Origin of the sequence: Patiriisocius marinistellae, from assembly GCF_009014635.1 — a bacterium.
In the GTDB taxonomy this organism is placed as follows: domain Bacteria; phylum Bacteroidota; class Bacteroidia; order Flavobacteriales; family Flavobacteriaceae; genus Patiriisocius; species Patiriisocius marinistellae.
In genome coordinates this window covers 715376-741075 of sequence record NZ_BKCF01000001.1, presented here as the reverse complement: position 1 = coordinate 741075, position 25700 = coordinate 715376, and the positions used below count along the sequence as shown (strand labels likewise).

The following is a 25700-nucleotide window of genomic DNA, read 5'->3' as shown; positions in this document are numbered from 1 at the left end:
TTTTTGCAATCAAAAATTGCCAAATGATTCAACTTCAAAAATATAGTGACGCGCTCCTTGAACACCTAGACGCTACCGTTGCACTAAAAGAACCCGTACAATTGTACGAGCCTATTAAATATATTTTGACACTTGGCGGAAAACGTATAAGACCTCTACTCACCTTAATGACCGCAGATTTCTTTTCGGCAGATTTTAAAAAAGCAATGAATGCTGCACTTGCAGTAGAGCTGTTTCATAACTTTTCATTGATACATGATGACATTATGGATGATGCTCCTTTAAGAAGAGGTAAGGTGACAGTGCATGAAAAATGGGATATCAATACTGGAATACTTTCTGGTGACGCCATGTTAATTTTAGCATACCAGCTTTTTGAGGAATATGAACCTCAAATGTTTCAACAACTTGCAAAATTGTTTAGCAAAACAGCTCTCGAGGTCTGTGAAGGACAACAATATGATGTTGATTTTGAAACGAGAGATGATGTAACAATACCTGAGTACATCAAAATGATTGAATATAAAACCGCAGTATTAATAGGCGCTGCAATGCAAATGGGTGCAATTGTAGCTGGTGCTTCTTCATCTTGTGAGCAAGGTATTTATGACTTCGGAAAATATCTGGGTATTGCTTTTCAATTACAAGATGATTATTTAGATGCTTTTGGAAATCCAGAAACTTTTGGGAAACAAGTGGGCGGTGATATCATTACAAACAAAAAGACATTTTTATATTTGACAGCATTAAAAAACAGTACGGTTTCGGAAGCCGAAATTTTAAGTAATCATTTTAAAAGTGCTCCAGAAAATCCTTCGGAAAAAATTGAAATTGTAAAACAAATGTTTCAAAAAACTGGTGCGGCGACAGCTACTGAAAATGAAATTGAATACTATACTAATAAAGCAATCTCAGTTTTAAATTTGATTAAAATTTCCGAAGAAAAGAAAAACGAGCTAAAAGAATTTGCAAATTGGTTAATGAAAAGGAAAGTATAAGTTCTACTAAAAAAAATTAAAAGTAAACTCTTACAAACGGGGCCCAAGCTGTAGTATAGATGTCATCATCGTCATTAAACAATAAATTATATCTAAGCCCTATTGCTCCTTTACCCACGCGATACCCTGCTCCTACAAAAAGAGCTGTGTTCCAAAAATCTCTACTTACATTTCCTTCAATAAATTCGACTGTTTGCGATACGTATGCTTCTTCTACTTCGGCTGAGAGCTGGAGCTGCGGAATAGGATTTGCCAATGCAATAAAACTTACTCCTGCTAGACTGCTTTTAAATCCATTTCCACTTTGATAACTATATTGTAGCCCAGGCCCAGCACTAAAATATTCATTAAAATTATAAATCGCACTTGGTGCAATCAAACCACTAAAATAGCCATTACCAAAGTTAAGACCAATCCCTCCACCTATATCAACATTGTTCCAAAAAGACGAACCTGCTTCTTGAGCTCTAGCCGTAGAAAATGTAATACATAAAAAAATACTCAAGAGACCTATTGAGTTACTCACTTTTTGTGTAAACAACATTATGAAGAATTTATGATTTATACCCCATAAATATACTAAAACCAAAGATGTAGTTTCTCTATTTGTTGTATTTTTGTATTGTTTTTTAAAAACCCAACAGCGTTCCACCTTATGGATAAATACTCTTTTCTAAACGCCATTCACCCCGAGCAAATCTCGGAAATGTACGATAAATACCTTCAATACCCAGATAGCGTTGAAGCTAGCTGGAGGGCCTTTTTCCAAGGTTTTGATTTTGGTATTGAAAGCGGAGGCTCAGTAGAGGAGGCTTTTGGCTCAGCTACTGGCACTGAAATCCCTCAAAAGGTATTAAATGAATTTAAGGTTATTAAACTCATTGATGGATACCGCACTAGAGGCCACCTTTTCACAAAGACTAATCCTGTACGAGAACGTAGAAAATACGCACCTACGCTAGCTTTAGAAAATTTTGGATTAAGTGAAGTAGATTTACAAACAGAATTTGAAGCTGGCTCCATATTAGGCTTAGGTAAAAACACATTAGCCGAAATTGTAAAACATTTAGAGGCAATATACTGTGACTCTATTGGTATTGAATACATGTACATTAGAAATCCTGATGAAATTAAATGGATTCAAGATTGGTTAAACAAAAACGATAATCATGCAAATTTTTCTGCAGATCAAAAAAAGCATTTACTTGGCAAATTAAATCAAGCGCTTTCTTTTGAAACTTTTTTACACTCAAAATATGTAGGACAAAAACGTTTTTCTATTGAAGGTGTTGATGCATTAATTCCTGGGCTAGATAGCTTAATGGAAAATGGTGCCGAAAAAGGAATAGAGCAATTTGTTGTGGGTATGGCTCACCGTGGGAGACTTAACGTGCTTACAAATATATTTGGTAAAGCTCCAGAGAAAATCTTTAGTGAGTTTGATAGTAAAGAATATGATGAAGCTGAGCTTTTTGATGGTGACGTAAAGTACCACATGGGATGGACAAGCTTTAGAGAGACTGACGGTGGCAAAAAAGTACGCATGGACTTAGCCCCTAATCCATCTCACCTTGAAACTGTAAATGCAGTTGTAGGAGGAATCGCAAGAGCTAAAATTGACAATCAATTAGGCGGTGACGAGAAAAAAATATTACCTATCCTTATTCATGGTGATGCCGCAATAGCAGGACAAGGTGTTGTTTATGAGTTTATTCAAATGGCACAATTAGAAGGCTACCGCACAGGTGGTACTATCCATGTAGTTGCTAATAATCAAGTAGGGTTTACCACAAATTACTTAGACGCGCGTTCTTCTACATATTGTACAGATGTGGGTAAAGTAACTCTATCACCAGTATTACACGTTAATGCAGACGATGTAGAAGCGGTTTGTCATGCATTCTCATTTGCATTAGACTTTAGGATGAAGTTTGGTAGAGACGTATTTATAGATGTTTTAGGTTATAGAAAATATGGGCATAATGAAGGTGACGAACCTCGTTTTACGCAACCTCAGCTATACAAAGCAATTTCAAAACATGAAAATCCACGTGATTTATATGGTAAAAAATTATTCAAAGACGGAGTAATTGATGAAGGCTATATTAAAAAAATAGAAGTCGCTTATAAAGAAGATCTCGAAAACGATCTTGAAGCTTCACGTAAAAAAGACAAAACAGTCATCACTGAAATTCTTGCAGATGATTGGGACGGGTACACATTAGGAAAAAAAGAAGACATTTTAACTAAAATGGACACCACATTTCCGCAGAAAAAATTAGATGTCTTAGCTGAGGGAATTACAAAACTTCCTAAAGACAAAAAATTTATCCGAAAGATTGAGCGCATTATCGCAGATAGAAATACACGATATACAGAAGGCAATAATCTTGACTGGGCAATGGGTGAATTACTGGCATATGCGACTTTAATGGAAGAAGGTTTTAATGTACGTATGACAGGGCAAGATGTAGAACGTGGAACGTTTTCACACCGTCACGCTACAATAAAAACAGATGATGATGCAGAGGAAATTAACCTCCATAATAATCTTGATGTGGATGGTCACATGTATATTTACAACTCACTATTGTCTGAATATGCTGTTGTAGGTTTTGACTATGGGTATGCTATGGCAACCCCAAAAACATTGACAATCTGGGAAGCACAATTTGGTGATTTCTCAAATGGAGCACAGATTATGCTCGATCAATACATTAGTGCAGCAGAGTCTAAATGGAAAACTCAAAATGGACTTGTAATGCTACTACCACATGGTTATGAAGGCCAAGGTAGTGAACACTCAAGTGCACGTATGGAACGTTATTTACAGCTATGCTCAAGAGATAATATGATCATGGCAGATGTGACAACACCTGCAAATTTTTTCCATCTCTTACGTAGACAAATGAAGTGGAATTTTAGAAAACCACTTGTAGTATTTACACCTAAAAGTCTATTGCGCCACCCTAAAGTGGTTTCAACAAAAGAAGAACTTGCTACAGGTCATTTTCAAGAAACCATCGATGATACTCAAGTTAATAAAAAGAAAGTAACTTCGTTAGTATTTTGCACAGGGAAGTTCTATTATGATTTGATAGAGCGCCGCGAAGAAAATGGACGTGATGATGTTGCAATTGTTCGTATTGAGCAATTATTTCCGCTACCAGTGGAACAACTAAAAGAAATCATTAAAAGTTACCCAAAAGCAAAAGAATATGTTTGGGCACAAGAGGAACCAAGAAATATGGGAGCCCTAAGCTTTATGTTGATGAATTTTGATTTCGTTAAACTTAGAATGGCATCCAGAAGAGTATATAGCTCACCTGCAGCAGGTAGTAGCACACGTTCAAAGGCAAGACATAAAAAAGTTATTGATAGTGTATTTGACGCAACATTAGAATAATAATAAAGCTTTCGCGGAAATTTTAATGAGACAATATATATACTGTTGTTTTAAAATTTCCGAAGCGAGAATAATATAAAAGAGTACTAATATTTTGGTTATGCCAAAATGTAACAGAACAACCCTATGTTAGAGATGAAAGTTCCCTCACCGGGAGAATCCATAACCGAAGTAGAAATTGCACAATGGCTCGTTGAAGACGGTGATTATGTAGAAAAAGATCAAGCAATTGCCGAAGTCGATAGCGACAAAGCAACGCTAGAATTACCAGCAGAAGCCAGCGGAATTATTACACTCAAAGCCGAAGAAGGCGATGCTGTGGAAGTAGGCGCTGTCGTTTGTTTAATTGACACTGATGCTGAAAAGCCAGGTGGAAAAACAAAAGACGATGTTGAGACCTACGAAAACGCAGGTGATGAAAAAGGCGAAACAAACGCTGCTCCAGATTTAGACAAAGCAAAAGCCGAAGCTAAAAACACAAAAGAAAAAGCAGCTCCATTAGAGAGTAAAACTTATGCAAGTGGAACTCCATCTCCAGCTGCTAAGAAAATACTTGATGAAAAAGGAGTAGATACAGAAAGTGTTTCTGGAACAGGGCGTGACGGCCGTATTACAAAACATGACGCCGAAAACGCAACACCCTCAATGGGAACTCCAGGTACTGCAGGTCGTGGTTCAAGCCGTACAAAACTATCTATGTTACGTCGTAAAGTAGCAGAACGCCTTGTAGAAGCTAAAAATACTACTGCAATGTTGACTACATTTAATGAAGTAGACATGGATGCTATTTTTGAACTTCGTAAAAAATATAAAGAAACTTTTAAAGAAAAGCACGGGGTAAGCCTTGGGTTTATGTCTTTCTTTACTCTAGCAGTTGTTCGCGCATTAGAAATGTATCCTGCTGTTAACAGCATGATTGATGGAAAAGAAATGTTAACGTTTGACTACAAAGATATTTCGATAGCAGTTTCTGGCCCTAAAGGATTAATGGTTCCTGTTATTAGAAATGCAGAAAACCTAACATTTAGAGGAGTAGAAAGTGAAGTTAAGCGTCTTGCCATAAGAGCACGTGATGGAAAAATTACTGTGGATGAAATGACGGGAGGAACATTTACTATTAGTAATGGTGGTGTTTTTGGAAGTATGCTTTCAACACCTATAATTAATCCCCCACAATCTGGTATTTTAGGAATGCACAATATTGTAGAGCGCCCTATCGTAAGAGACGGTGGTATTGTTGTTGCTCCTATCATGTTTGTAGCGTTAAGCTATGATCATCGTATTATTGATGGTAAAGAAAGTGTAGGTTTCTTAGTTGCAGTAAAAGAAGCTTTAGAAAACCCAACAGAGCTATTAATGAATGGAGACGTTAAAAAAGCTTTAGAGCTTTAAAAATATTCATATCTCAACATAAGAAAAGCCCGCCTAAATAATTTAGGCGGGCTTTTTATTTTAATAACATTTGCTGTTATTTATTATTGATTCTCCGTTAATGGAATAGGGAAACTTGACCATACATCGTCTGGATTTCCTTCTGTATCAACTCTATCAATAGGTAAGGTATCAAGAAGACCATATCTTCTAACATCAATCCATCTATGCCCTTCACCATATAGCGAATAACGGCGTTGTTTAAGCATTTCAGTAGTTAACGATGCAGCATCAGTAGGTCCAGTGTATGCCGGTAACCCAGCTGCCATTCTAACAATTGACAATGCATTTACAGCATTAGCAGGATTTGATGTAATACTTGCCTCAGCATATATTAAAATTAATTCTTCGTTACGTATCAATGGGATAGCGTCATTATTTGACTGGTATAAATTTAATACTGTATCTCCAGCTAAATTATCGAGTGTAATTTCACCATTAGGTAGTGGCTCTGTCTTATTTGTAACTCTAGCGTCATCAGCCTCAGCATCTGTTAAAAATGACGGGTGCACCACTCTAGCGTTTGAAGGTACAGATCCAGCAACCGAAATAAATATAGGGTTAATTAAATCTGTTCCTGCTTCAGAAAAATCATAATATAGCCCTGTATTTAAGTCTCCATTTAATTCAAGAAAAGAATTATCTAATAAAGAAAGTGCGCTTGCAGAATCTCCTCTATAAATTGCAACCCTAGCAGCTATCGCATTAGTTACTTGTAAAAATGTTGCCGGCGTATCAAACCCATCAAATCCAGATGGAAAGAAAAAAGAAAAATCACTTCCACCTGCTGCAAGGTCACTAGCGGCATCTGCCAATATTGCTTGAATATCATTTAATGCTTGAGTCTTTGAAACAAAAGCTCCTAAATTACCTTCATCTGCGACATCTGTTCTAATTCCATTTTCATCAGTAAGGTTTAAATTTAATAATAATTCGTGAGCAATATAAGTTTTGAGAAGTCCTTTAGTAGCACTTACTTCGGCCTCGCTAAATTGCGCAGAAACATCTTGTCCATCTAAAAACCCTAAGATAAGGTTTGCATTTTTTACAGTTCTATATCTACCAGCCCAAGGGTTAGTAATATAAAACGTATTATTATCAAGCATTGTAGTTCCACCTCCTAGAAGGTCATTAGTAAATCGAGGGTCCGAACCTGAAAATCTGTAATAATCTCGCCCAATCACACCACAATCATCTAGATATGTACCTAATGCAACACGGCTACTGTAAAATAGACCACCTACTAAATCCTGGAGGTCACCACGGGTTAAATTATTTTCAAAGGCATCTACCTCTGGATTATTTAAATCTGAAAATTCTTCTACCTCACAAGAAACAAATGTCCCTATGACGGCAGCGAATAATACTATTTTATATATGTGTTTTTTCATAATATTTTTTTTTAAAAGTTAACTGCTACGTGAAACATGTAACGTTTAGATGAAGGAAAAGGCGTTACTTCAACCCCAGTAAAAATTGTTCCTGCACCAAAGTTTGAAACCTCTGGATCATAACTGTTATAATCAAAAATGTTGATTAAATTATTTCCAGAAAATCCTAATTTAACAGAGTCTACTGCTCCACCAATTACTCCATCAAGATAACGATCTGGTAAAGTATAATATAAACCTATTTCTCTTAATCTTAAATAAGAAGCATCTTGCACAAAAACATCTGCAGGTGCATTTGGTCTAAATTGTCCGTTAGGTATAACCCCATCAGGATCTAAAGTAATATCATCAAAATCAGCACTAGTTCCATTTAAATCTGTCAATAGGTTAGTTAAATTAATATTGTCCCCGCCTTTTTTCCATTGCCATAAGAATGAAAAATCAAATTGCTTATACTTAAAGACATTATTAAATCCCATTTGAAAATCTGGCTCACCATCTCCAATTACACGTAACCCTTCTGGATAAGCACCTACAATTTGCGTTGCACTCTTACCTTCTTCAATTCTAAAAGTTCCTAAACCAGCTCCAAATGCACCAATATTAAATGGCTCTACATCTAAACGAGTAATTTCAGATTTATTCTTAAACCAGTTTACACTAAAATCCCATTGAAAATCATCATTACTAAAAGGTGTAGCACTCAAAGAAAGCTCAATACCTTTATTTTGAAGTTCACCAGCATTAACAAATTCAGAAGTATAACCTGAAGATGGTGGCAGTGCTGATTGTAATATCAAGTCATCTACTGTTTTAATATAATAAGTTCCTGAAAAATTAAGACGGCCATTAAAAAACTCTAAATCTGAACCAAATTCTAGTTCTTTTTGACGTTCAGATTTCAAATCACCATCTCCTCTAATACCAATCAAACTAATACCCAAAACACCATCTGTTGAAAAAGCATTATATGATGTAAATAATGCTCCACTAGGAGGGAAATTTCCGGCTTCACCATAAGCAGCTCTTAATTTAAATTGATCCCACATTCCATCTTCGTTCCAAAATCCAAATTCATTTAAGTTAGTTGCTAGTGAAGCTTTAGGATAATAATTTAATTTATTGGCATCACCGTTATTTGAAGATTTATCTCCACGAACACCAAATGTTGCAATAAACATATCCATAATATTAACCTCTTCCTGTGCAAAGAATCCAGAATCTTCTTGAATAAATCTGGTTTGATTAACTCCAGTATTTGCAGCTTGATCAACATTTGTTTCAGAAGCTACTAATCCACTAGCAGTAATTAATACTGTATTTCTATCAAAAAATTCATTTGTAACACCTGCTTGAGTTCTAAAATTTATATCATTTGCAGTAGTAAAATTATGCACTGCAAAAGCTGATAGGTTATAATTTTTATTCTGTGTATCTCCTTGAACAGACACTCCATTTAAACCTCCATTTGCTGGTTTCTGAAATTGTAATTCCTTAGGAAATATAACTCTTGTTTTCTGTGCGTAAGAATCAAGACCACCTCTTAAGATTATTTCTAAACTTGAATTATCTGCCTTGTAAACATCTAAATTCATCGAACCACCAACGATAAAACGATTAACTGTTTCATTATTTCTAACTAGATCTCTAGTTTGTAATGGATTTGAAGCATTGTTAGGGTGATCTGGATAAATACCATCTGCATTAGGGAATAATTGATCCCAAGGTCGTGTTGCTGTTAATGCAATACCTATTGTTGTTCCTGTATTATCATTATTGAAAAACCCTCTATCTGATGATGAGTAAATATAATTTGAACTCAAATTAAATTTTACCCAATCTGCCGGTTTATGATCTAAGTTAAGACGTAATGAGGTCTTTTCATAACCAGTATTACTAACAATTCCGTTTTCGTTGTTATGGCTTACACCTGCAAAAAATTTAGACTTTGCATCTCCACCACTCATACTAAAGTTTGTATTGCTAATAAAACCTTTTTCTCCAAAAATTTCATCTTCATAATCCACTAAAGTTCCATTATTTCTTGCTGCAATGAAGTCTGCAAGCGCAGCTTCTCCATAGGTATTTAAAACACGTTCTTCGGTATAATCTCTTGTGCCTTGTAAATTTATTGCTTCGTTCCAACCTGTAGCTTGAGAAAATCTAAATTTAGTCTCACCTGCCTTACCACGCTTTGTAGTAATAATAACCACACCTGCTGCTGCACGAGACCCATAAATAGCTGCTGCAGAAGCACCTTTAAGTATCTCAATATTTGCAATATCCTCAGGGTTTATATCTGCAATTCTATTTGTAGGATTATCTTGGTTAGAAGCACTTCCGCCATTAGCAGCGCCAGAAACTGCATTTAATCCTGCAGAAATAGAACTGTTATCAACATATACACCATCTATTATATATAGCGGCTGAGTATTTCCTTGTAAAGAAGTTGCTCCACGAAGCTTAACAGAAAGTCCACCACCTGGTGCACCTGAATTTTGATTTACAATTGCTCCAGCAAATTTACCATATAAAGCTCCATCTAATGTTGAGGGTGGGGTGGTCCCTACAATATCTTCAGCTGTCAAGGAAGCTACAGCATTTGCTGAGTTTGTTCTTTCTATTGACGTTGCAAGTCCTGTAATTACAACCTCTTCTAACGCTTGCGCATCTGCTTCAAGCACAACATTTGTTGCACCCGCTCTGGCTACAGATTTTTCAAAAGTTGTAAATCCTAGTGAAGAAAACTCTAACACTACAGGTAGATTTGCTACCTCTATACTATACTTTCCATCAATATCTGATGTTACTCCATTACTGGTGCCTTTTTCAATGACATTTGCAAAGGGCATTGTAGTCCCTTCTGCAGTCATTACTGTCCCTGTAATCACATTCTGAGCAAACAGAAAACAAGGAAACATAAATAAAAATAACAGACTGAGCCTGCCCCTAAAGTTGTTTTGTTTCATAATACTAAAGATTTGTTATTAATTAATCAAAGCTAACAAAGAATTATTCGATTATTGTTAAAATCTCAAGCTTTTTATTAAAATTCTATCAATAACACTTATTTCCAACATATTATCTTTTACTAAAAATTAGTTATCAACCTAACTATATCTTGTTATTTTTGCTGAAATTTTCTAAATCATGTACAGAACGCATACCAATGGCGAATTACGCGCCTCACATATAGGTCAAGAAGTAACACTCTCAGGATGGATTCAAAAATCTCGCGATAAAGGTTTTATTATTTGGGCAGATTTACGTGATCGATACGGCATAACTCAACTAGTATTTGATGAAGAGCGTACTCCAAAAAAAATGATGGAACAGGCTGCACATTTGGGAAGAGAATTTGTAGTTCAAGTAAAAGGGAAAGTTATTGAACGAGAATCTAAAAACTCAAACATGGCGACGGGTGATATTGAAATCCTCGTTTCCGAAGTTATTATTCTTAATAAATCATTAACGCCTCCATTTACCATTGAAGACGAAACAGATGGTGGAGAAGATTTGAGAATGAAGTATCGCTACTTAGATATACGCCGAAATCCAGTACGTGAAAACCTTATTTTTAGACATAAAGTATCGATGGCGGTACGTAATTACCTTTCAGCCGAAGGGTTTGTTGATGTTGAAACCCCATATTTAATTAAATCTACTCCTGAGGGAGCACGAGATTTTGTTGTTCCTTCAAGAATGAACGAAGGTCAATTTTATGCCCTTCCGCAGTCGCCACAAACATTTAAGCAATTGCTAATGGTGGGTGGCTTAGACAAATATTTTCAAATAGTAAAATGCTTTAGAGACGAAGATTTACGTGCCGATCGTCAGCCAGAATTTACACAAATTGATTGCGAAATGGCTTTTATTGAACAAGAAGACATTTTAAATATGTTTGAAGGTTTGACGCGACACCTATTGAAAGAAATAAATGGTGTTGAAATAGGCGATTTTCCTAGAATGCAATATGATGATGCTATGGCAAAATACGGAAACGATAAACCAGACATTCGTTTTGGGATGGAATTTGGCGAGTTGAACGCTGTTGCGCAACACAAGGATTTTGGCGTTTTTAATAATGCAGAACTTGTTGTGGGTATTGCAGTTCCTGGCGGAAACAGCTACACAAGAAAAGAAATAGACAAACTTATAGATTGGGTAAAGCGACCACAAGTGGGGGCGCTTGGAATGGTTTATTCTCGTTGTAACGATGATGGCTCGTTTAAATCTTCTGTCGACAAATTTTATGACCAAGATGACCTTGCAAAATGGGCAGAAGTTACTGGTGCTAAAACTGGTGATTTAATTTGTATCCTTTCTGGAGACACAAATAAAGTAAGAGCACAATTGAGCGCTTTACGTATGGAGCTTGCAGAAAGATTAGGGCTAAGAAATCCTAAAGAGTTTGCACCTCTCTGGGTGATAGATTTCCCATTGTTAGAACTTGATGAAGAGACAGGACATTATCATGCAATGCATCACCCATTTACTTCTCCAAAACCAGGGCAAATTGAATTACTTGACACCAATCCTGGTGATGTTAAAGCAAATGCCTATGATCTTGTTCTTAACGGAAACGAGATAGGTGGAGGTTCTATTCGTATCCATGATAAAGCAACACAAGCGATAATGTTAAAGCATCTTGGGTTTAGCGATGAAGAGGCTAGAGCACAATTTGGCTTCTTGATGGATGCTTTTGAATATGGAGCACCACCACATGGTGGCCTTGCCTTTGGTCTTGATAGGCTTGTATCTATTTTAGGAGGACAAGAAACCATTAGAGATTTTATTGCATTCCCTAAAAACAATCGTGGTCGTGATGTTATGATTGATGCACCTGCCCCACTTGACCAAGAACAATTAAACGAATTAAACTTGCAGCTTAATTTGAAAAAAAACGACTAACATTTAGCCGCTCTATAATGTGTATTTTTTAATGCTATCTTTATAAGATGCCAAAGTCTAAATCAACTTTTTCTTGGTTTTCAACCTGGAGACACAAATACATTCCTCAAAAGGATTTTGTATTGGTTTTAAGTTTTATAGTAGGCCTATTAGCAGGTATTGTTACACTGATTCTTAAAAACATAACTTTTACTATACATTCACTTTTAGAGAAAGGAATTGTTTTTACAGATTACCACTTGTATTTTATACTTCCGGTAGTTGGTTTGTTGTTAGTATATCTCTTAAAAAAATATGTTTTTCGAAAGGAATTAAAACCCTCAATTCCTTCGTTTATAAAAAGGTCTATCCCATCCTTATTATATTCTTTATTGAGGCAGAAAGGTTTAATATCGTTTAGACTTATTTATCACCCATTAATTTTAGCACCACTAACGGTGGGTTTTGGCGGATCAGTAGGATTATTAGGCCCTGCAATAACATCAGGCTCTGCGTTGAGTTCTAATTTAGGTAGTCTTCTTAGAGTTGATAAAAAAACAAGAACTTTATTAATTGCATGTGCTACCGCTGGGGCAATGGCATCTATGTTTAAATCACCTATTGCCGCAGTAGTATTTGCTATTGAGGTCTTTAGTTTAGACCTGACATTTGCTTCTTTACTTCCACTGTTAATCGCGTCAATTTCATCAGTTTTGACATCCTATTTCTTTTTGGGAGATGAAGTGCTTTTTAACTTTACTGTTTCAGAAAAATTCTATTTAAAAGATACACTCTTTTATATTATTTTAGGAATAGGCACAGGCTTGGCATCTCTTTATTTTACAAAAGTATATTTCGCTATCTATGCGTTTTTCGAAAAATTAAAAACAAAATTTTTACGATTAATAATAGGAGGGCTTGCAATTGGAGTAATGCTATATTTTATTCCACCACTTTACGGAGAGGGTTTAAGTTTTATTACAAATTTATTAGAGGATCACACCTTAGAGGCAATTGGCGCTACCCCTTTTGATGATTATATAGACAACATATGGATGGTAATAGTACTATTAATTGGCATCTCTATTTTTAAGACAATTGCAATGACTATCACATTTACCGCAGGAGGTGTAGGTGGAGTAATTATTCCTACAATGGTAATGGGAAGTGCGCTAGGAAATGCTATCGCAAAGATGATCAACAATATTGGGTTAGGATTTCATGTGTCCGAAGCTAATTTCACGCTCATAGGCATGGCAGGTTTAATTGCCGGAGTAATACACGCGCCACTAACTGCTATTTTTCTTATTGCTGAAATTACCGGGGGTTATGAATTATTTATTCCATTAATGATAACGGTGGCTATGTCATTTCTTATTACTAAAAATTTACTCGAACATAATATATATACACAAGAACTTGCAAAAAGAGGAGATTTATTGACCTACAACAAAGACAAAAATGCGCTTTTATTAATGAACCTTGACAGAATTATTGAAACTAATTTTATAGCAATAACTCCAGAAATGAAACTAGGTGAAATTTTGAGCGAAGCAGTAGCAAAATCAAACAGAAACATCTATCCCGTAGTAGATGCTCAAAATAAATTTTTAGGCATAATATTACTCAACGATCTAAGGAAAATAATGTTTGATCAAAAGCTATACGATAAAATAACCGCAAGCGACTTGCTTGAAAACGCACCTGCCATGATATTCTATAAAAAAGACACCATGGAAGAAATTATGAAAAAGTTTGAAACTAGTAATGCGTGGAATTTACCCGTTATTTATGAGGGAGAATATCACGGTTTTGTATCAAAATCAAAGCTACTCACTGCATATAGAAAAAAGTTGATAGACTTTTCAGGGGCATAATTATTCTAAAGATTTAAATTATCATCTACAAACAAATTTTTTAATTTTATAGAAATCCTAACTTTGCAAAACAATTGATTAAAATGAAAATTACTTTATATATACTATTTTTTGCAGCTGTAGGAATGGCAATTTTTGGAGTCATCTCAAAAGCTAACGACCCAACCACTGGAGACTTATTTATCGGTCTTGCGGTAGTAATACTTTTCTTTGTATGGATGCCCACATTTGTATATCATCGATGGAAAGGGAAAAATGTACAAGATTATATGCTCAATAAAGAAAATATAGAAAAAATGCGCAAATACACTGATAATAATAAGTTATAGATGTATTATCCTTACAAAAAATTGATATTTAGTTAACATTACGCATCAATTTTTGACTACATTTGCCTTATTATTAATTTATTTATATTACAATGGAAGGAACAGTAAAGTTTTTCAACGAATCAAAAGGTTTCGGTTTTATCACTAATGATGAGACTGGAAAAGACATTTTCTTACACGTTACAGGTCTTAATGGTGAAACCGTTAATGAAGGTGACAAAGTAGAATATGTTGAAGAAGAAGGAAGAAAAGGTATGGTAGCAGGTCAAGTACGTGTTATCTAAGAAAAGATATATTTTTCAATTGATTATAAAAATCCCACTAGCCACTGCTAATGGGATTTTTTTTTAGTTAATTCAAATTTCTCTTCTCTATAAAAAATCGTTTTAATAGCGTAGAAGCCTCATCAGCTAAAATGCCACCTTTCAAAACGGTTTTAGGATGTAACTTTGTATCCATTGCAATACAACCACGTTGTTCATCCCTAGCTCCATAAATAATTTTTGAAATTTGACTCCAGTACAACGCTCCCCCACACATTTGACAAGGCTCAATTGTCACATATAACGTACAATCCTTTAAATACTTTCCACCCAAGTAATTTGCTGCTGCAGTAATCGCTTGCATTTCTGCGTGAGCCGTAACATCATTCAAGGTTTCAGTAAGATTGTGCGCGCGTGCTATAATTTGATTTTTTACCACAATCACAGCCCCTATTGGTATTTCGCCTTTTTCGTAGGCGGCCTCTGCTTCTTGCATAGCACGTTTCATAAAATATGCATCGTCGTATGGTTCAATCATCTTAAGTATAATGAAATTGTATTATTTTCTTTTCTGAAATTTCAGCTTAATTACAAAATTACTGAAATTGTTACAAGCCGTAATAATACTATCTTTGTTTTGTGCAAAAAACACTTTTACATACTATTGATATTCCTGCAGATTTAAGGAAACTTGATCCAAGTCAACTACCCCAAGTTGCTCAAGAATTACGTGATTTTATAATTCATGCTGTCGCCACAAAGGAAGGTCATCTAGGCGCAAGTCTGGGAGTTGCCGAACTTACAATAGCGCTTCATTATGTGTTTAATACCCCCGTAGATTTAGTTGTTTGGGATGTAGGACATCAAGCATATGGACATAAAATTTTGACAGGACGCCGTGAAGTTTTTGAAACTAATCGTAGCCTCAACGGCATTAGCGGATTCCCTAAAATGGACGAAAGTGAATACGACACCTTTGGGACAGGGCATAGTAGTACGTCTATTTCTGCAGCACTAGGAATGGCTATTGCATCACAACTTACTGGAGATATAAAAAAACAACATGTCGCAGTCATTGGCGATGCTTCCATCGCCAGTGGGATGGCAATGGAAGCACTTAATCATGCCGGAATTACAAATACCAACCTATTAGTTATTTTAAATGATAATGCCATTGGGATAGATCCAAGTGTGGGTGCCCTCAAACAGTATTTTTCTAAAGTTACCCTAGATGGCGCTCCTGAAACTGACAATATTTTTGAAGCATTAAATTTTGAATATTCTGGACCAATTGATGGTCATGATTTAGATGTTTTAATTTCTGAAATGAGCCGGCTTAAAAACATAAAAGGCCCCAAGTTACTTCACGTTATTACTAAAAAAGGTAAAGGATTGCGTCAAGCAGAAGAAGATCAAGTAAAATACCATGCTCCAGGTAAATTTGACGCCAAAACTGGTGAGGTATATCCTAAATCAACCGAAGTCTTACCTCCAAAATTTCAAGATATATTTGGAAAAACCATCGTGGAGCTTGCATCTCAAAATGACAAAATAATAGGCATCACTCCTGCTATGCCTACAGGAAGCTCTCTTAAATATATGATGGAAGCTTTTCCTGAAAGAGCTTTTGATGTTGGTATTGCCGAACAACATGCTGTAACATTTGCAGCAGGATTGGCAACTCAAGGATTTCAAGTTTTTTGCAATATTTATTCCACCTTTTTACAACGTGCTTATGACCAAGTAATACATGATGTTTGTTTGCAGAAGCTACCCGTCATTTTTTGTTTAGACAGAGCTGGCATTGTAGGTGAAGATGGTGCAACCCATCATGGTATTTTTGACATTGCCTATTTGAGGTGCATTCCTAATCTCATCATTTTTGCGCCGCGCAATGCTATAGAACTTCGCAATATATTATTTACAGCGCAACAAGGACTTGATACTCCAATTGCAATACGCTATCCTCGCGGTAGAGGAGAGATCAAAGACTGGATAAAGCCATTTAAATCAATCAAAATAGGAAAAGGAATTCAACTCAAATCTGGAAAAACTATTGCGATTTTAACGGTTGGCACAATGGCATTAAATGCACAAAAAGCGATTGCCTCAATTAAAAAAACAACCAATCAAGATACTATAGGGTTATACGACATACGTTTTATCAAACCGATGGATGAAGTGCTTCTTTCTGAAATTTTAAAAAAATATCAAGTTATTATAACTATTGAAGACGGTGTTGTTTCTGGAGGTTTTGGTAGTGCAATATTAGAGTTTGCAGCAAAATTTCATTTTAAAAACACTTTTGAAATTTTAGGAATTCCTGATTCATTTCCGCAACATGGTACTGTCGAAGAGTTATACCATTTAACTGGAATTTCCGAAGAGAAAATTAAAGAAACCATTTTAAAATATTTAAAATAAAAAAACGAGACCACTAAGTGATCTCGTTTTTAATATTTATTAAAATACTATCAAATTATTATTCAATAATTAATTTAGTTGTGTGTGTGTAATCACTTCCGTTAATAGTAAGAATATATACTCCCGTGCTTAATGAGCTTGCATTTAATGTTGCCGTGCTAGTCAAATCAATATCTTGAGTTATCATTTTTCTACCATTGATGTCGTAAATTGTTGCAACCGCTGCACCACCATTTTGTACCGCTCTAATATTAACTTGTCCATTTGAAGGGTTAGGGAAAATGATGATGTTATCATCGATTGATCCTCTGTCGCCATTAGCAAGTAAGCAGTTTGGTGTTGTAGGTTCATCATAAGCTTCAGTACCATCAAACAAGTTATTTGAACTCCCTTGTGACGCGCTTACTCCAAGACCTCTACGAGCAAAAGCTCCCCATATCAAACACTGGTTTGCTCCCCCATTTGCTATCAAGTCTGCTTCAAGAATTGCATCTCTACCATCAATGTATCCAGGGTTACAACCTTGTAATTTTAAACCGTCAATTACTAATTGCATTGCGATATTGTTACCGCCTGTTCCATTATAAAAATCTGCATCAAAACCGTATTCATCTACTAAATCCCAAGTCATTTCCCAAAGCATTGTTGCCCATACAAACCCTACACCGTGAGGTACAGATACGTTTCCTTTAATATCGTCGTAAGTATAATCATTGATTGAAAAGTCTGTACTATAAGGAGCTTCTCTAATTCCGCCACCATCAGTTGGTTCTCCTGTTGCATAAGTACCAATACCATTAATATCTGTACGAGTATCTGTTGATTGCATAGTTAACATTAGTCCAAACCAATCACTCCAGCCTTCGCCCATTTGCTCCTCGTTACCTAAACATCCTGCAGCACTAGGTCCACCTGTAAGTCTATTTGAAATTCCGTGACCATATTCATGGGCAATAATTCCATTATCTAAATCTCCATCTATATTGTAAGGTCCTGCATTAATTAATGATCCATTAACTGTATCACCATTTAAAAGAGCCGCAATTATTGCATCACCATCTGCTTGACTTACCATTATTCCAGGTATTGTAACTTGATCTCCAAAATCTCCAGGCCCCATTGCAATTGGTGCATCTGGAACATTATTTACCATAATCACCGCAACTGCTCCTTCATTTTCTGCGGCAAGTATTTTGAATCCAAATTCACACTCACCTCTTCTAATAACAACAATTTTTCCATCAAGGTCTGTTCCATTTGTAATCATGTCACAAGCATCATTTTCATCAACTGAAGCCCCTGCATTGTCATCCACAACAAGAGCTAAGTCTGTAGTTATTGCGATATCCTCAGGAAGTGGTGCACCAAATGTAGCAGGCACTCCTGTGTAATCCCCCATTAAAGGTCCATTATTAATTGTTAAAGGATCACCAGCTGGACCAGCTGGACTCCATAAAAACATTTGCATTCTTCCATTATTGCCATCTGGTGGTGTTGAAAAGTTTGCATTATTTGTACCTCCTCCATCTTGTGCTTGTGCATCTACGAAGTCATTCCCGTTTCCTCCGTTTCCGTAATTATTATCTTGGAAGTTTCCACTAGCTTCATCAAAGCCATATTGATACCAAACGTCATGCATAATGTTATTCCAGTAGAATAAATTAGTCGTTGCAGCATCTAACATATTTACTGGAGCTGTATCAAATTGATAAGGAAAATCGAACGTTAACGTTGCACCTCCATCAGGAGAAAGACCTCCTGTATTATTTCCATCTATATCATCTCTTGCTATTACATTATTACCACGTGTAATTGTAAATTCTGCTCCAGCAACACCATCATTATCATGCCATCCAAAAGGAGAAGCCACAGCATTTGCCGGGTCACTAACTAATTGATCAGTTCCATGATTAGGGCTTTCTGTAGGCAAAGGAAAGACTCTATATACTGCTCCTCCAGCAGAAGTTACTTCCATTGCATTTGATTCAAATAAAACACTTTCACCTAAAAATGATTGTTTTTTAACATGATCGTGAGGTCTTTCACCAAATGTACAACTTACAACCCAGTCATTTTTTGAAATAATATCTCCACTAATAGCATCAACTCGAACACTATAATAATGGCTACCGTCTAGATAATAAATACTTAAATCCCAAGCTAGTCTTAATGTATTGTTCTCGTTTAATTCATACACTAATTTAACAGGAATATTATCTTGAGATATAGATCCATTATTGAAAATGAAAGAATTTGAAGATACTGTTTCAAGAACCTGAAGACCTGATGGGCTTGACACACCAAGTATTGAAGCCGCACTATTAATAGCTTGACTTGCAGAAATTGATGCTGTAGTAGTATTAACTTTTTGATTTGCATTAACTACAAACCCTACTTTTGCATAATTTACTTCTCCTCCTTTTATAACAAATGAAGAGATTGAATTTACGACAGGAATGCCGTTAATTAATTGTGTTACATAAACGTTTTCAGCTGATAGACTTTTTGAAAAACTATGAGAGTTTACATTGAGATTCTCAATATCCTGTGGCTGCAATCCTAATTGTGAGCGATTAACTCCTAAGTAAGATTTAATAATTTGTGAATAGTCTTGTGCCTGTATAAAACCAAAGGTTAAACAAGCAATGAGTAATAGTGCTTTTTTCATATTTATTATTGAGATTTATCCTATTTGTCGAAAGTAACTAAAAACCAAACAATTTATTGTCAAAACAATAAATTTAACACCGCATCTTTAAATTATTCTAAATTTCCAATTAATTTTTGAAAAATTTTCAAAGCATTGCCATCTGTCAATCTAGATACAAAATTGCAGCATTGCATTAAATATTGATACACAGATGAGTCTTCGACAATATTGTGTTTGAAATGATGAAGGATTAGTCGATCATAATGACGTTCCTTACGATCACTATATAAGTTTTCAAAAGCTGTAGTAAATGCATCTAACAAAGTTGCTATCATATGATACCCTGCAATTTCTTTCTCAATTACTTCATTGCTTTGATATACTTTTTCGATACTTATCTTAATTATATCATCTATTTGTGCTTTAAAAGCACATTTATCCATTAATGATTGAGAAAATTCTCCTTTCAAAATAGCTTCTTCATTCTCTAAAAATTGTTTTGTTGCCTCTTGGATGAGCGTATTAATTGCAAGTGATCGCAAATACGCCAATCTATCTGAAGCTTGCGTCAAACCATTATACTTTTCTGTATTTATTTTATCTTTTACTAGCGTAATTAAATACTCTAGAGCTACTTCTTCGTTTATGAGCCCAAGATTTATACCATCTTCAAAATCAATTATTGTGTAGCAAATATCATCGGCAGCTTCTACAAGAAAAGCTAAAGGGTGTCTTGAATAACTTACATCTTCATGTGTTCCACGTTTTAGTAATCCTAATTCTTGGGCAACTTCTTCAAAAAATTTTTTATCGCCTTGAAACACTCCGTATTTTTTATCGGCTATTTGGTTTGTTGGTTTTTTAGGGAGTGACTCTTTTGGATATTTCATAAACGCACCCAAGGTTGCATAAGTTAATCGTAAACCTCCGTCAACACCATTTTTAGTTTCGGTTAGAATTTTAAAACCGTTAGCGTTACCTTCAAAGTCTATAAGATCTTGATATTCTTTTTTAGACAACGCATTTTTAAAACGAGTTCCATTTCCGTTAGAAAAATAATCTCCTATTGCTTTTTCTCCACTATGCCCAAAAGGTGGATTTCCTATATCGTGAGCCAATGCTGCTGCGGCTACGATTGCGCCAAAATCATTAAAATGATAACCATGCACTGCTTTTAATGAAGGATGTTTTTCTAAAATTGCTTTACCAGCAACTCGCCCCAAAGAGCGCCCCACTACTGAAACTTCTAGACTGTGTGTTAAACGAGTATGAACAAAAGAGGTTTTTGAAAACGGAATTACTTGAGTTTTATCTTGAAGGCTTCTAAAAGCACTTGAGAAAATTATGCGATCGTAATCGACTTCAAAGCCTAACCTAGTATCATCTTCTTCAATACGCAACCTTTTATTGGTGACACCTTGTTTTCTAAGTGAAAGTAATTGCTCCCATTGCATCATATTCAAAGATTTTTTAAGTAAGGAAATCTATATATCTATTAAAAAAGCAAACAGATTATTCATACAGTTTACTCACATAATTGTACTGCAAGATACCTATTAATATAGTGTGTTAGTAAAAAAAAGTTTTTATAATAATCTTCACTTAACGCAGATTGAGTTAATCGAAATTAATTTTATGACACTTTATTTAAATAAATCTACGTAACATTTATTTAACATTGAGCTTACAAAATACTAATACAAGGGTAACATTCTAATAACCATAGCTCTTTTAAATCTGAGTTTATTTGCATCTCAATTATAACTCTAATAAATTACTTAAAAATGAAAAAATTCTTTCTATCTCAAATTGCTATTATAGCATTGTCTTTATTTATTGTTAGCTGTGGCAGTGATGATAACGACCCTATTCCTGTAGATGATGATCCAGGTATGATTGACGCAACACTTACTGGTCAAATAACTAATGATATGACTTTAACTAGTGATGAGATATGGACTCTTGATGGTCGTGTTACTGTTGTAGATGGTGCAACATTAACAATTGAAGCTGGAACTATTGTTAAAGCATTACCAGGGCAAGAAGCTAACGCCTCTGTTTTAATTATCGCTAGAGGTGGTAAAATACAAGCTAATGGAACATCTAGCGCTCCTATTATCTTTACATCAAGCACTGACAATATTGCTCTTGGCCAAACAGTAGGAACTAACTTAACTGAAAATGATAGAGGTCTTTGGGGAGGTCTTATTGTTTTAGGTCGCGCTAAGGCTTCTTTATCTGGAGATGCTACAGAAAACCAAATCGAAGGTATCCCTGCTAGTGACACAAATGGTCTTTATGGTGGGTCTAATGATGCTGACAATTCTGGAAGCTTAAACTACGTATCAATACGTCACGGAGGAACTTTGATTGGAGAAGGAAATGAAATTAACGGTCTTACTTTAGGAGGTGTTGGTGCTGGAACAGTAATTTCAAACATTGAAGTTGTTGGTAATGTTGATGATGGTATTGAATGGTTTGGAGGTTCTGTAAATAGTTCTAATCTATTAGTATGGGCTCAAGGAGATGATGGTCTTGATATTGACGAAGCTTATTCTGGAACAATTTCTAACTCTTTAGTAATTGCTGGTGATATTTCTGACCATAGTCTTGAAATTGATGGCCCTGCTGGTTCTTTAGAAGGAATGTTTACAATAGATGGTTTAACATTAATAGGAAATTCCGTAACAGAAAATGGTGAATATGCAGATTTAAGGGACGGAGCTATGGGTACTCTTAGAAACGTATATGCGACCGGATTTAAATCTTCTGCTGATGTTGAATTAGATAATAATGAAGTTTCTCAAAACTTTTTAGATGGTAAAATAGTTTTTCAAAACTGGGTTCTTAATGGGGATGATAATACTGCTTTTGTTGAAAAAGGTGGATGTATTGCAAACTGTGATGATATGGATTCTAATAATGATGTTTTTGAAGACTTAATCATACTTAGCCCTACATTTTCTGAAAGAGCTGCTACTTGGACTACTACCGGTACAACTGGTGGTGCTAATACAAATGTTTTCTCTTGGACATTTGCAAGTGCAAAAGGAGCTTTTTAAGCTACACACTTAATTTTCAAAATAATAATTGACTTCAATTAGCCAACATGCTCGTCTTGTAAATTACAAGGCGAGTTTGTTTCATAAAAAAAAGACATGAAAAATTTTATATTTTTATTTATTAGCTTTCTATTTTTTCAGGTAACTTTTAGCCAAACTTCAGGTTTAGCTGGTATAATAAATGATGGAGAGTTTAATGATGTACTTCCATTTGCAAATATTATTGTTAAAGACACTCAAACTGGAACTACCACAGATTTCGATGGTAAATATTCTTTAGACCTTGAGCCAGGTTCTTATACTATTGTTTATTCTTTTGTAGGATATCAAACCAAAGAGATAACAGATGTAGTTATTAAAAACGGCGAAATCACAAATACTGATGTTACTCTTAATGCAAGTGCAGGTCAATTAGATGAAGTTATTATTACAACTACAGCTCGTCAAAATACTGAGGCAGCAGTGCTTAGTTTTCAAAAAAATTCAGTGAATTTATTAGATGGCCTTTCTATTGAAACTATAAAGAAAAGTGGAGCTAGTGATATTGCAAGTGCAGTTAAAAATGTTCCTGGAGTATCCATCCAAGGAGGTAAATTTGTTTATGTACGTGGTTTAGGAGACAGATACACTAAATCAATTTTAAATGGTGTTGACGTTCCTGGTTTAGATCCTGATAGGAATACACTTCAGCTTGACATTTTCCCCACTCAAATCCTTGAAAACATCATTGTAATAAAAGCTGCCACAGCAGACCAACCTGCAGATTTTACAGGTGGTGTAATTGATATTGTAACCAAAGATATTCCTACTAGAGAGGAGTATAGTGTATCTGTAGGAGCGACATACAATTCAGACTTTCATTTTAAAAACAATTATTTAGTTTCAGAAAAGAGCAGTACGGATTTCTTAGGCTTCGACGACGGACTAAGAGACAATCCACTAGTATCACACCAAGTAGTACCATTACCACAGCAAAATGGTGAGGCCGCATCTTTAATTACTCAAAGATTTGAAAAAAACTTGGCAGCCCAACGTGAGTCTAGCTTTCTAAATTATAATTTTTCAGCTACTGCAGGTAATCAATATGAAATTGGAGAAAAAAAACTAGGATACCTAGCATCTGTTTCTTATCGTAATGAAACCACCTACTATGATGAATATATTGATGGACAAATCTTTAGAAAAGATGAAGCAGACAAGTCTAATTTTCAACTACTTGCAGATCGAACTCAAAATGGAGAGGCAGGTATAAATAATGTTCTAATTAGTGCATTAGCAGGATTAACTCTAAAATCTGAAAAATCAAAATATCGCTTCAATGTTTTACATGTTCAAAATGGAGAATCTCAAGCTTCCATATTTAGACAAAGCAATTTTATTATTAGTAGTAATAACATTATTAAGGATAACTTAATTTATACTCAAAGGTCTATAACTAATGCTCTTTTAAATGGTAAGCATACTTTTGGTACTGAAAGTGATTGGAATGTGGAGTGGGCCTTGTCTCCGACATTAGCAAGAATAGAAGATAAAGATTTTAGGGTAACACCTTTTAGAGTATCAACAGATTCTGAAACTGGAGAAGAAACTTACACTATCGAACCTAGTGAGTCTGGAGTACCTTCTAGATTTTTTAGAGATTTAGAAGAAATAAATTTAGCTGGAAAACTGGATATTGAAAAAAAGCATTCTTTATTTAGTTATGATGCTAAAACTAAATTTGGTGGAGGATATACTTTTAAAAATCGAACTTTTGAAGTTTTAAAGTTTTCTATTCCATTTTTAAATTTCCCATCGGCTACATTAAATGGGGATCCAGATCAAATACTTGATGATGAAAATATTTATAATCCAGATACAAATAGTGGCTTCTTCATTAGACAAGACTCAAATGATTCAGACTCCTATGATTCTGACATTTCTATTGCTTCAGCTTATATTTCAGAGGAATTTAAAATTACCGATTGGCTAAATTCTATAGTAGGGCTTAGATTTGAGCAATTCAATTTAAATTATACTGGAGAAAGACAGGACGGAACGGCATTTAATGATACTGAAATTATTAATACATCAGACTTATTTCCTTCTGTAAATTTAATTTTTGACCTTAATGAAGATGGTGATAAAAAAATTAGAACTTCTTTTGCTCGGACCACTGCAAGACCTTCTTTTAAAGAAGCTTCATTGGCTGAAATTTTTGACCCAATAAGTAGTACCACTTTTATTGGAAATATAGATTTACAGCCTACCTATATAAATAATTTTGATTTACGATTTGAAAAATACGGTGAATCTGGTGATTTTTTTGCATTAAGTGGATTTTATAAATCATTTAAAGATCCTATTGAACTTTCATTTATACGAAGAGCATACGGCCAATATACTCCTTTGAATCTTGGTGACGCTAGTGTTTTTGGAGGAGAAATTGAAGTGAGAAAAAATCTAGGCTTTATTGGTGGACTTGAAAATTTAAATTTTAATGTAAATTTATCTATAATAGAATCAAGACAAGAGTATAGTGAAGATGAAAAAGAAGGTAGACTAGACAATTTACGAGAAGGTGAGAGTTTAGATGATACTCGTCAATTACAAGGGCAATCACCATACTTAATAAATGTAGGTTTTAATTATGAAGATAATGGCTGGAATGGCGGTATATTTTACAACTCTCAAGGTAAAACCTTACAAATTGTAGGTGCTGGAGATGTAGCCGATGTTTTCACCCTACCATTTCACAACGTGAAACTAAATATTTCAAAAAGTCTTGGAGAGAAAAAAAATTCAACTATATCATTAAAATTTGATAATTTATTAGATGATGATATTGAAAGTGTTTATCAATCATTTGGTGGACAAGATCAAATCTATTCTAAGTGGAATAAAGGTCAAGATATAAGTCTTGGTTACAGCATACGTTTTTAATAAAATTATTTAAAGTTTAAAATAGAAAGAGCCTCGAAAATTCGAGGCTCTTTCTAT

Annotated in this window: 16 protein-coding genes; 10 read left to right on the top strand and 6 right to left on the bottom strand. The window is 35.0% G+C overall.

What is annotated here, in order from left to right; translation table 11 throughout:
• Positions 1-23: 23 nt before the first annotated feature.
• On the top strand, positions 24-998 hold the full coding sequence (locus GB234_RS03295) for a polyprenyl synthetase family protein (protein ID WP_151893089.1): 975 nt from the start codon (positions 24-26) through the stop codon (positions 996-998).
• 16 nt (positions 999-1014) lie between these two features.
• On the opposite strand, the gene GB234_RS03290 is transcribed toward GB234_RS03295, so the two are convergent.
• On the bottom strand, positions 1015-1542 hold the full coding sequence (locus GB234_RS03290) for a hypothetical protein (RefSeq protein WP_151893088.1): 528 nt from the start codon (positions 1540-1542) through the stop codon (positions 1015-1017).
• A 111-nt stretch (positions 1543-1653) separates the two neighbouring features.
• Between GB234_RS03290 and GB234_RS03285 the strand changes: the two genes are divergently transcribed.
• A complete protein-coding gene (locus GB234_RS03285) occupies positions 1654-4404 on the top strand; it encodes a 2-oxoglutarate dehydrogenase E1 component (RefSeq protein WP_151893087.1) in 2751 nt (916 codons plus the stop codon).
• Positions 4405-4539: 135 nt separating this feature from the next.
• Positions 4540-5796 (top strand): 2-oxoglutarate dehydrogenase complex dihydrolipoyllysine-residue succinyltransferase, encoded by a 1257-nt coding sequence (odhB, locus tag GB234_RS03280; protein WP_172966834.1) that lies wholly within the window; start codon positions 4540-4542, stop codon positions 5794-5796.
• Between the two features lie 83 nt (positions 5797-5879).
• Here the strand turns inward: odhB and GB234_RS03275 are convergent, their stop codons facing one another.
• Complete coding sequence (locus GB234_RS03275) at positions 5880-7226, bottom strand: RagB/SusD family nutrient uptake outer membrane protein (protein ID WP_151893085.1); 1347 nt, start codon at positions 7224-7226, stop codon at positions 5880-5882.
• Between the two features lie 11 nt (positions 7227-7237).
• Positions 7238-10195: a SusC/RagA family TonB-linked outer membrane protein gene (locus GB234_RS03270; RefSeq protein WP_151893084.1), complete on the bottom strand. Its 2958-nt coding sequence runs from the start codon at positions 10193-10195 to the stop codon at positions 7238-7240.
• 181 nt (positions 10196-10376) lie between these two features.
• On the opposite strand from GB234_RS03270, the gene aspS reads away from it, so the two are divergent.
• From aspS to GB234_RS03250, 4 genes are all read left to right on the top strand, one after another.
• Positions 10377-12137 (top strand): aspartate--tRNA ligase, encoded by a 1761-nt coding sequence (gene aspS / locus GB234_RS03265; protein WP_151893083.1) that lies wholly within the window; start codon positions 10377-10379, stop codon positions 12135-12137.
• A gap of 47 nt (positions 12138-12184) precedes the next feature.
• Entirely contained in the window at positions 12185-13993 is a 1809-nt protein-coding gene (locus GB234_RS03260; protein ID WP_151893082.1) for a chloride channel protein, read from the top strand.
• An 83-nt stretch (positions 13994-14076) separates the two neighbouring features.
• Positions 14077-14322, top strand: coding sequence for a hypothetical protein (locus GB234_RS03255; RefSeq protein WP_151893081.1), 246 nt, complete (start codon positions 14077-14079; stop codon positions 14320-14322).
• A gap of 92 nt (positions 14323-14414) precedes the next feature.
• Positions 14415-14606 carry a cold-shock protein gene (locus tag GB234_RS03250; RefSeq protein ID WP_151893080.1) on the top strand — a complete coding sequence of 64 codons (192 nt, stop codon included), beginning with the start codon at positions 14415-14417 and terminating at the stop codon, positions 14604-14606.
• A 67-nt stretch (positions 14607-14673) separates the two neighbouring features.
• Here the strand turns inward: GB234_RS03250 and GB234_RS03245 are convergent, their stop codons facing one another.
• A complete protein-coding gene (locus GB234_RS03245) occupies positions 14674-15123 on the bottom strand; it encodes a nucleoside deaminase (protein WP_151893079.1) in 450 nt (149 codons plus the stop codon).
• A gap of 101 nt (positions 15124-15224) precedes the next feature.
• Between GB234_RS03245 and dxs the strand changes: the two genes are divergently transcribed.
• A complete protein-coding gene (dxs, locus tag GB234_RS03240) occupies positions 15225-17009 on the top strand; it encodes a 1-deoxy-D-xylulose-5-phosphate synthase (RefSeq protein WP_151893078.1) in 1785 nt (594 codons plus the stop codon).
• 58 nt (positions 17010-17067) lie between these two features.
• Here the strand turns inward: dxs and GB234_RS03235 are convergent, their stop codons facing one another.
• Positions 17068-19677: a T9SS-dependent M36 family metallopeptidase gene (locus tag GB234_RS03235; RefSeq protein ID WP_151893077.1), complete on the bottom strand. Its 2610-nt coding sequence runs from the start codon at positions 19675-19677 to the stop codon at positions 17068-17070.
• Between the two features lie 92 nt (positions 19678-19769).
• Positions 19770-21113 (bottom strand): deoxyguanosinetriphosphate triphosphohydrolase, encoded by a 1344-nt coding sequence (locus GB234_RS03230; RefSeq protein WP_151893739.1) that lies wholly within the window; start codon positions 21111-21113, stop codon positions 19770-19772.
• A 330-nt stretch (positions 21114-21443) separates the two neighbouring features.
• On the opposite strand from GB234_RS03230, the gene GB234_RS03225 reads away from it, so the two are divergent.
• Positions 21444-22721: a beta-helix domain-containing protein gene (locus GB234_RS03225; protein WP_151893076.1), complete on the top strand. Its 1278-nt coding sequence runs from the start codon at positions 21444-21446 to the stop codon at positions 22719-22721.
• 96 nt (positions 22722-22817) lie between these two features.
• Positions 22818-25643 carry a TonB-dependent receptor gene (locus tag GB234_RS03220; protein ID WP_151893075.1) on the top strand — a complete coding sequence of 942 codons (2826 nt, stop codon included), beginning with the start codon at positions 22818-22820 and terminating at the stop codon, positions 25641-25643.
• Positions 25644-25700 lie beyond the last annotated feature (57 nt).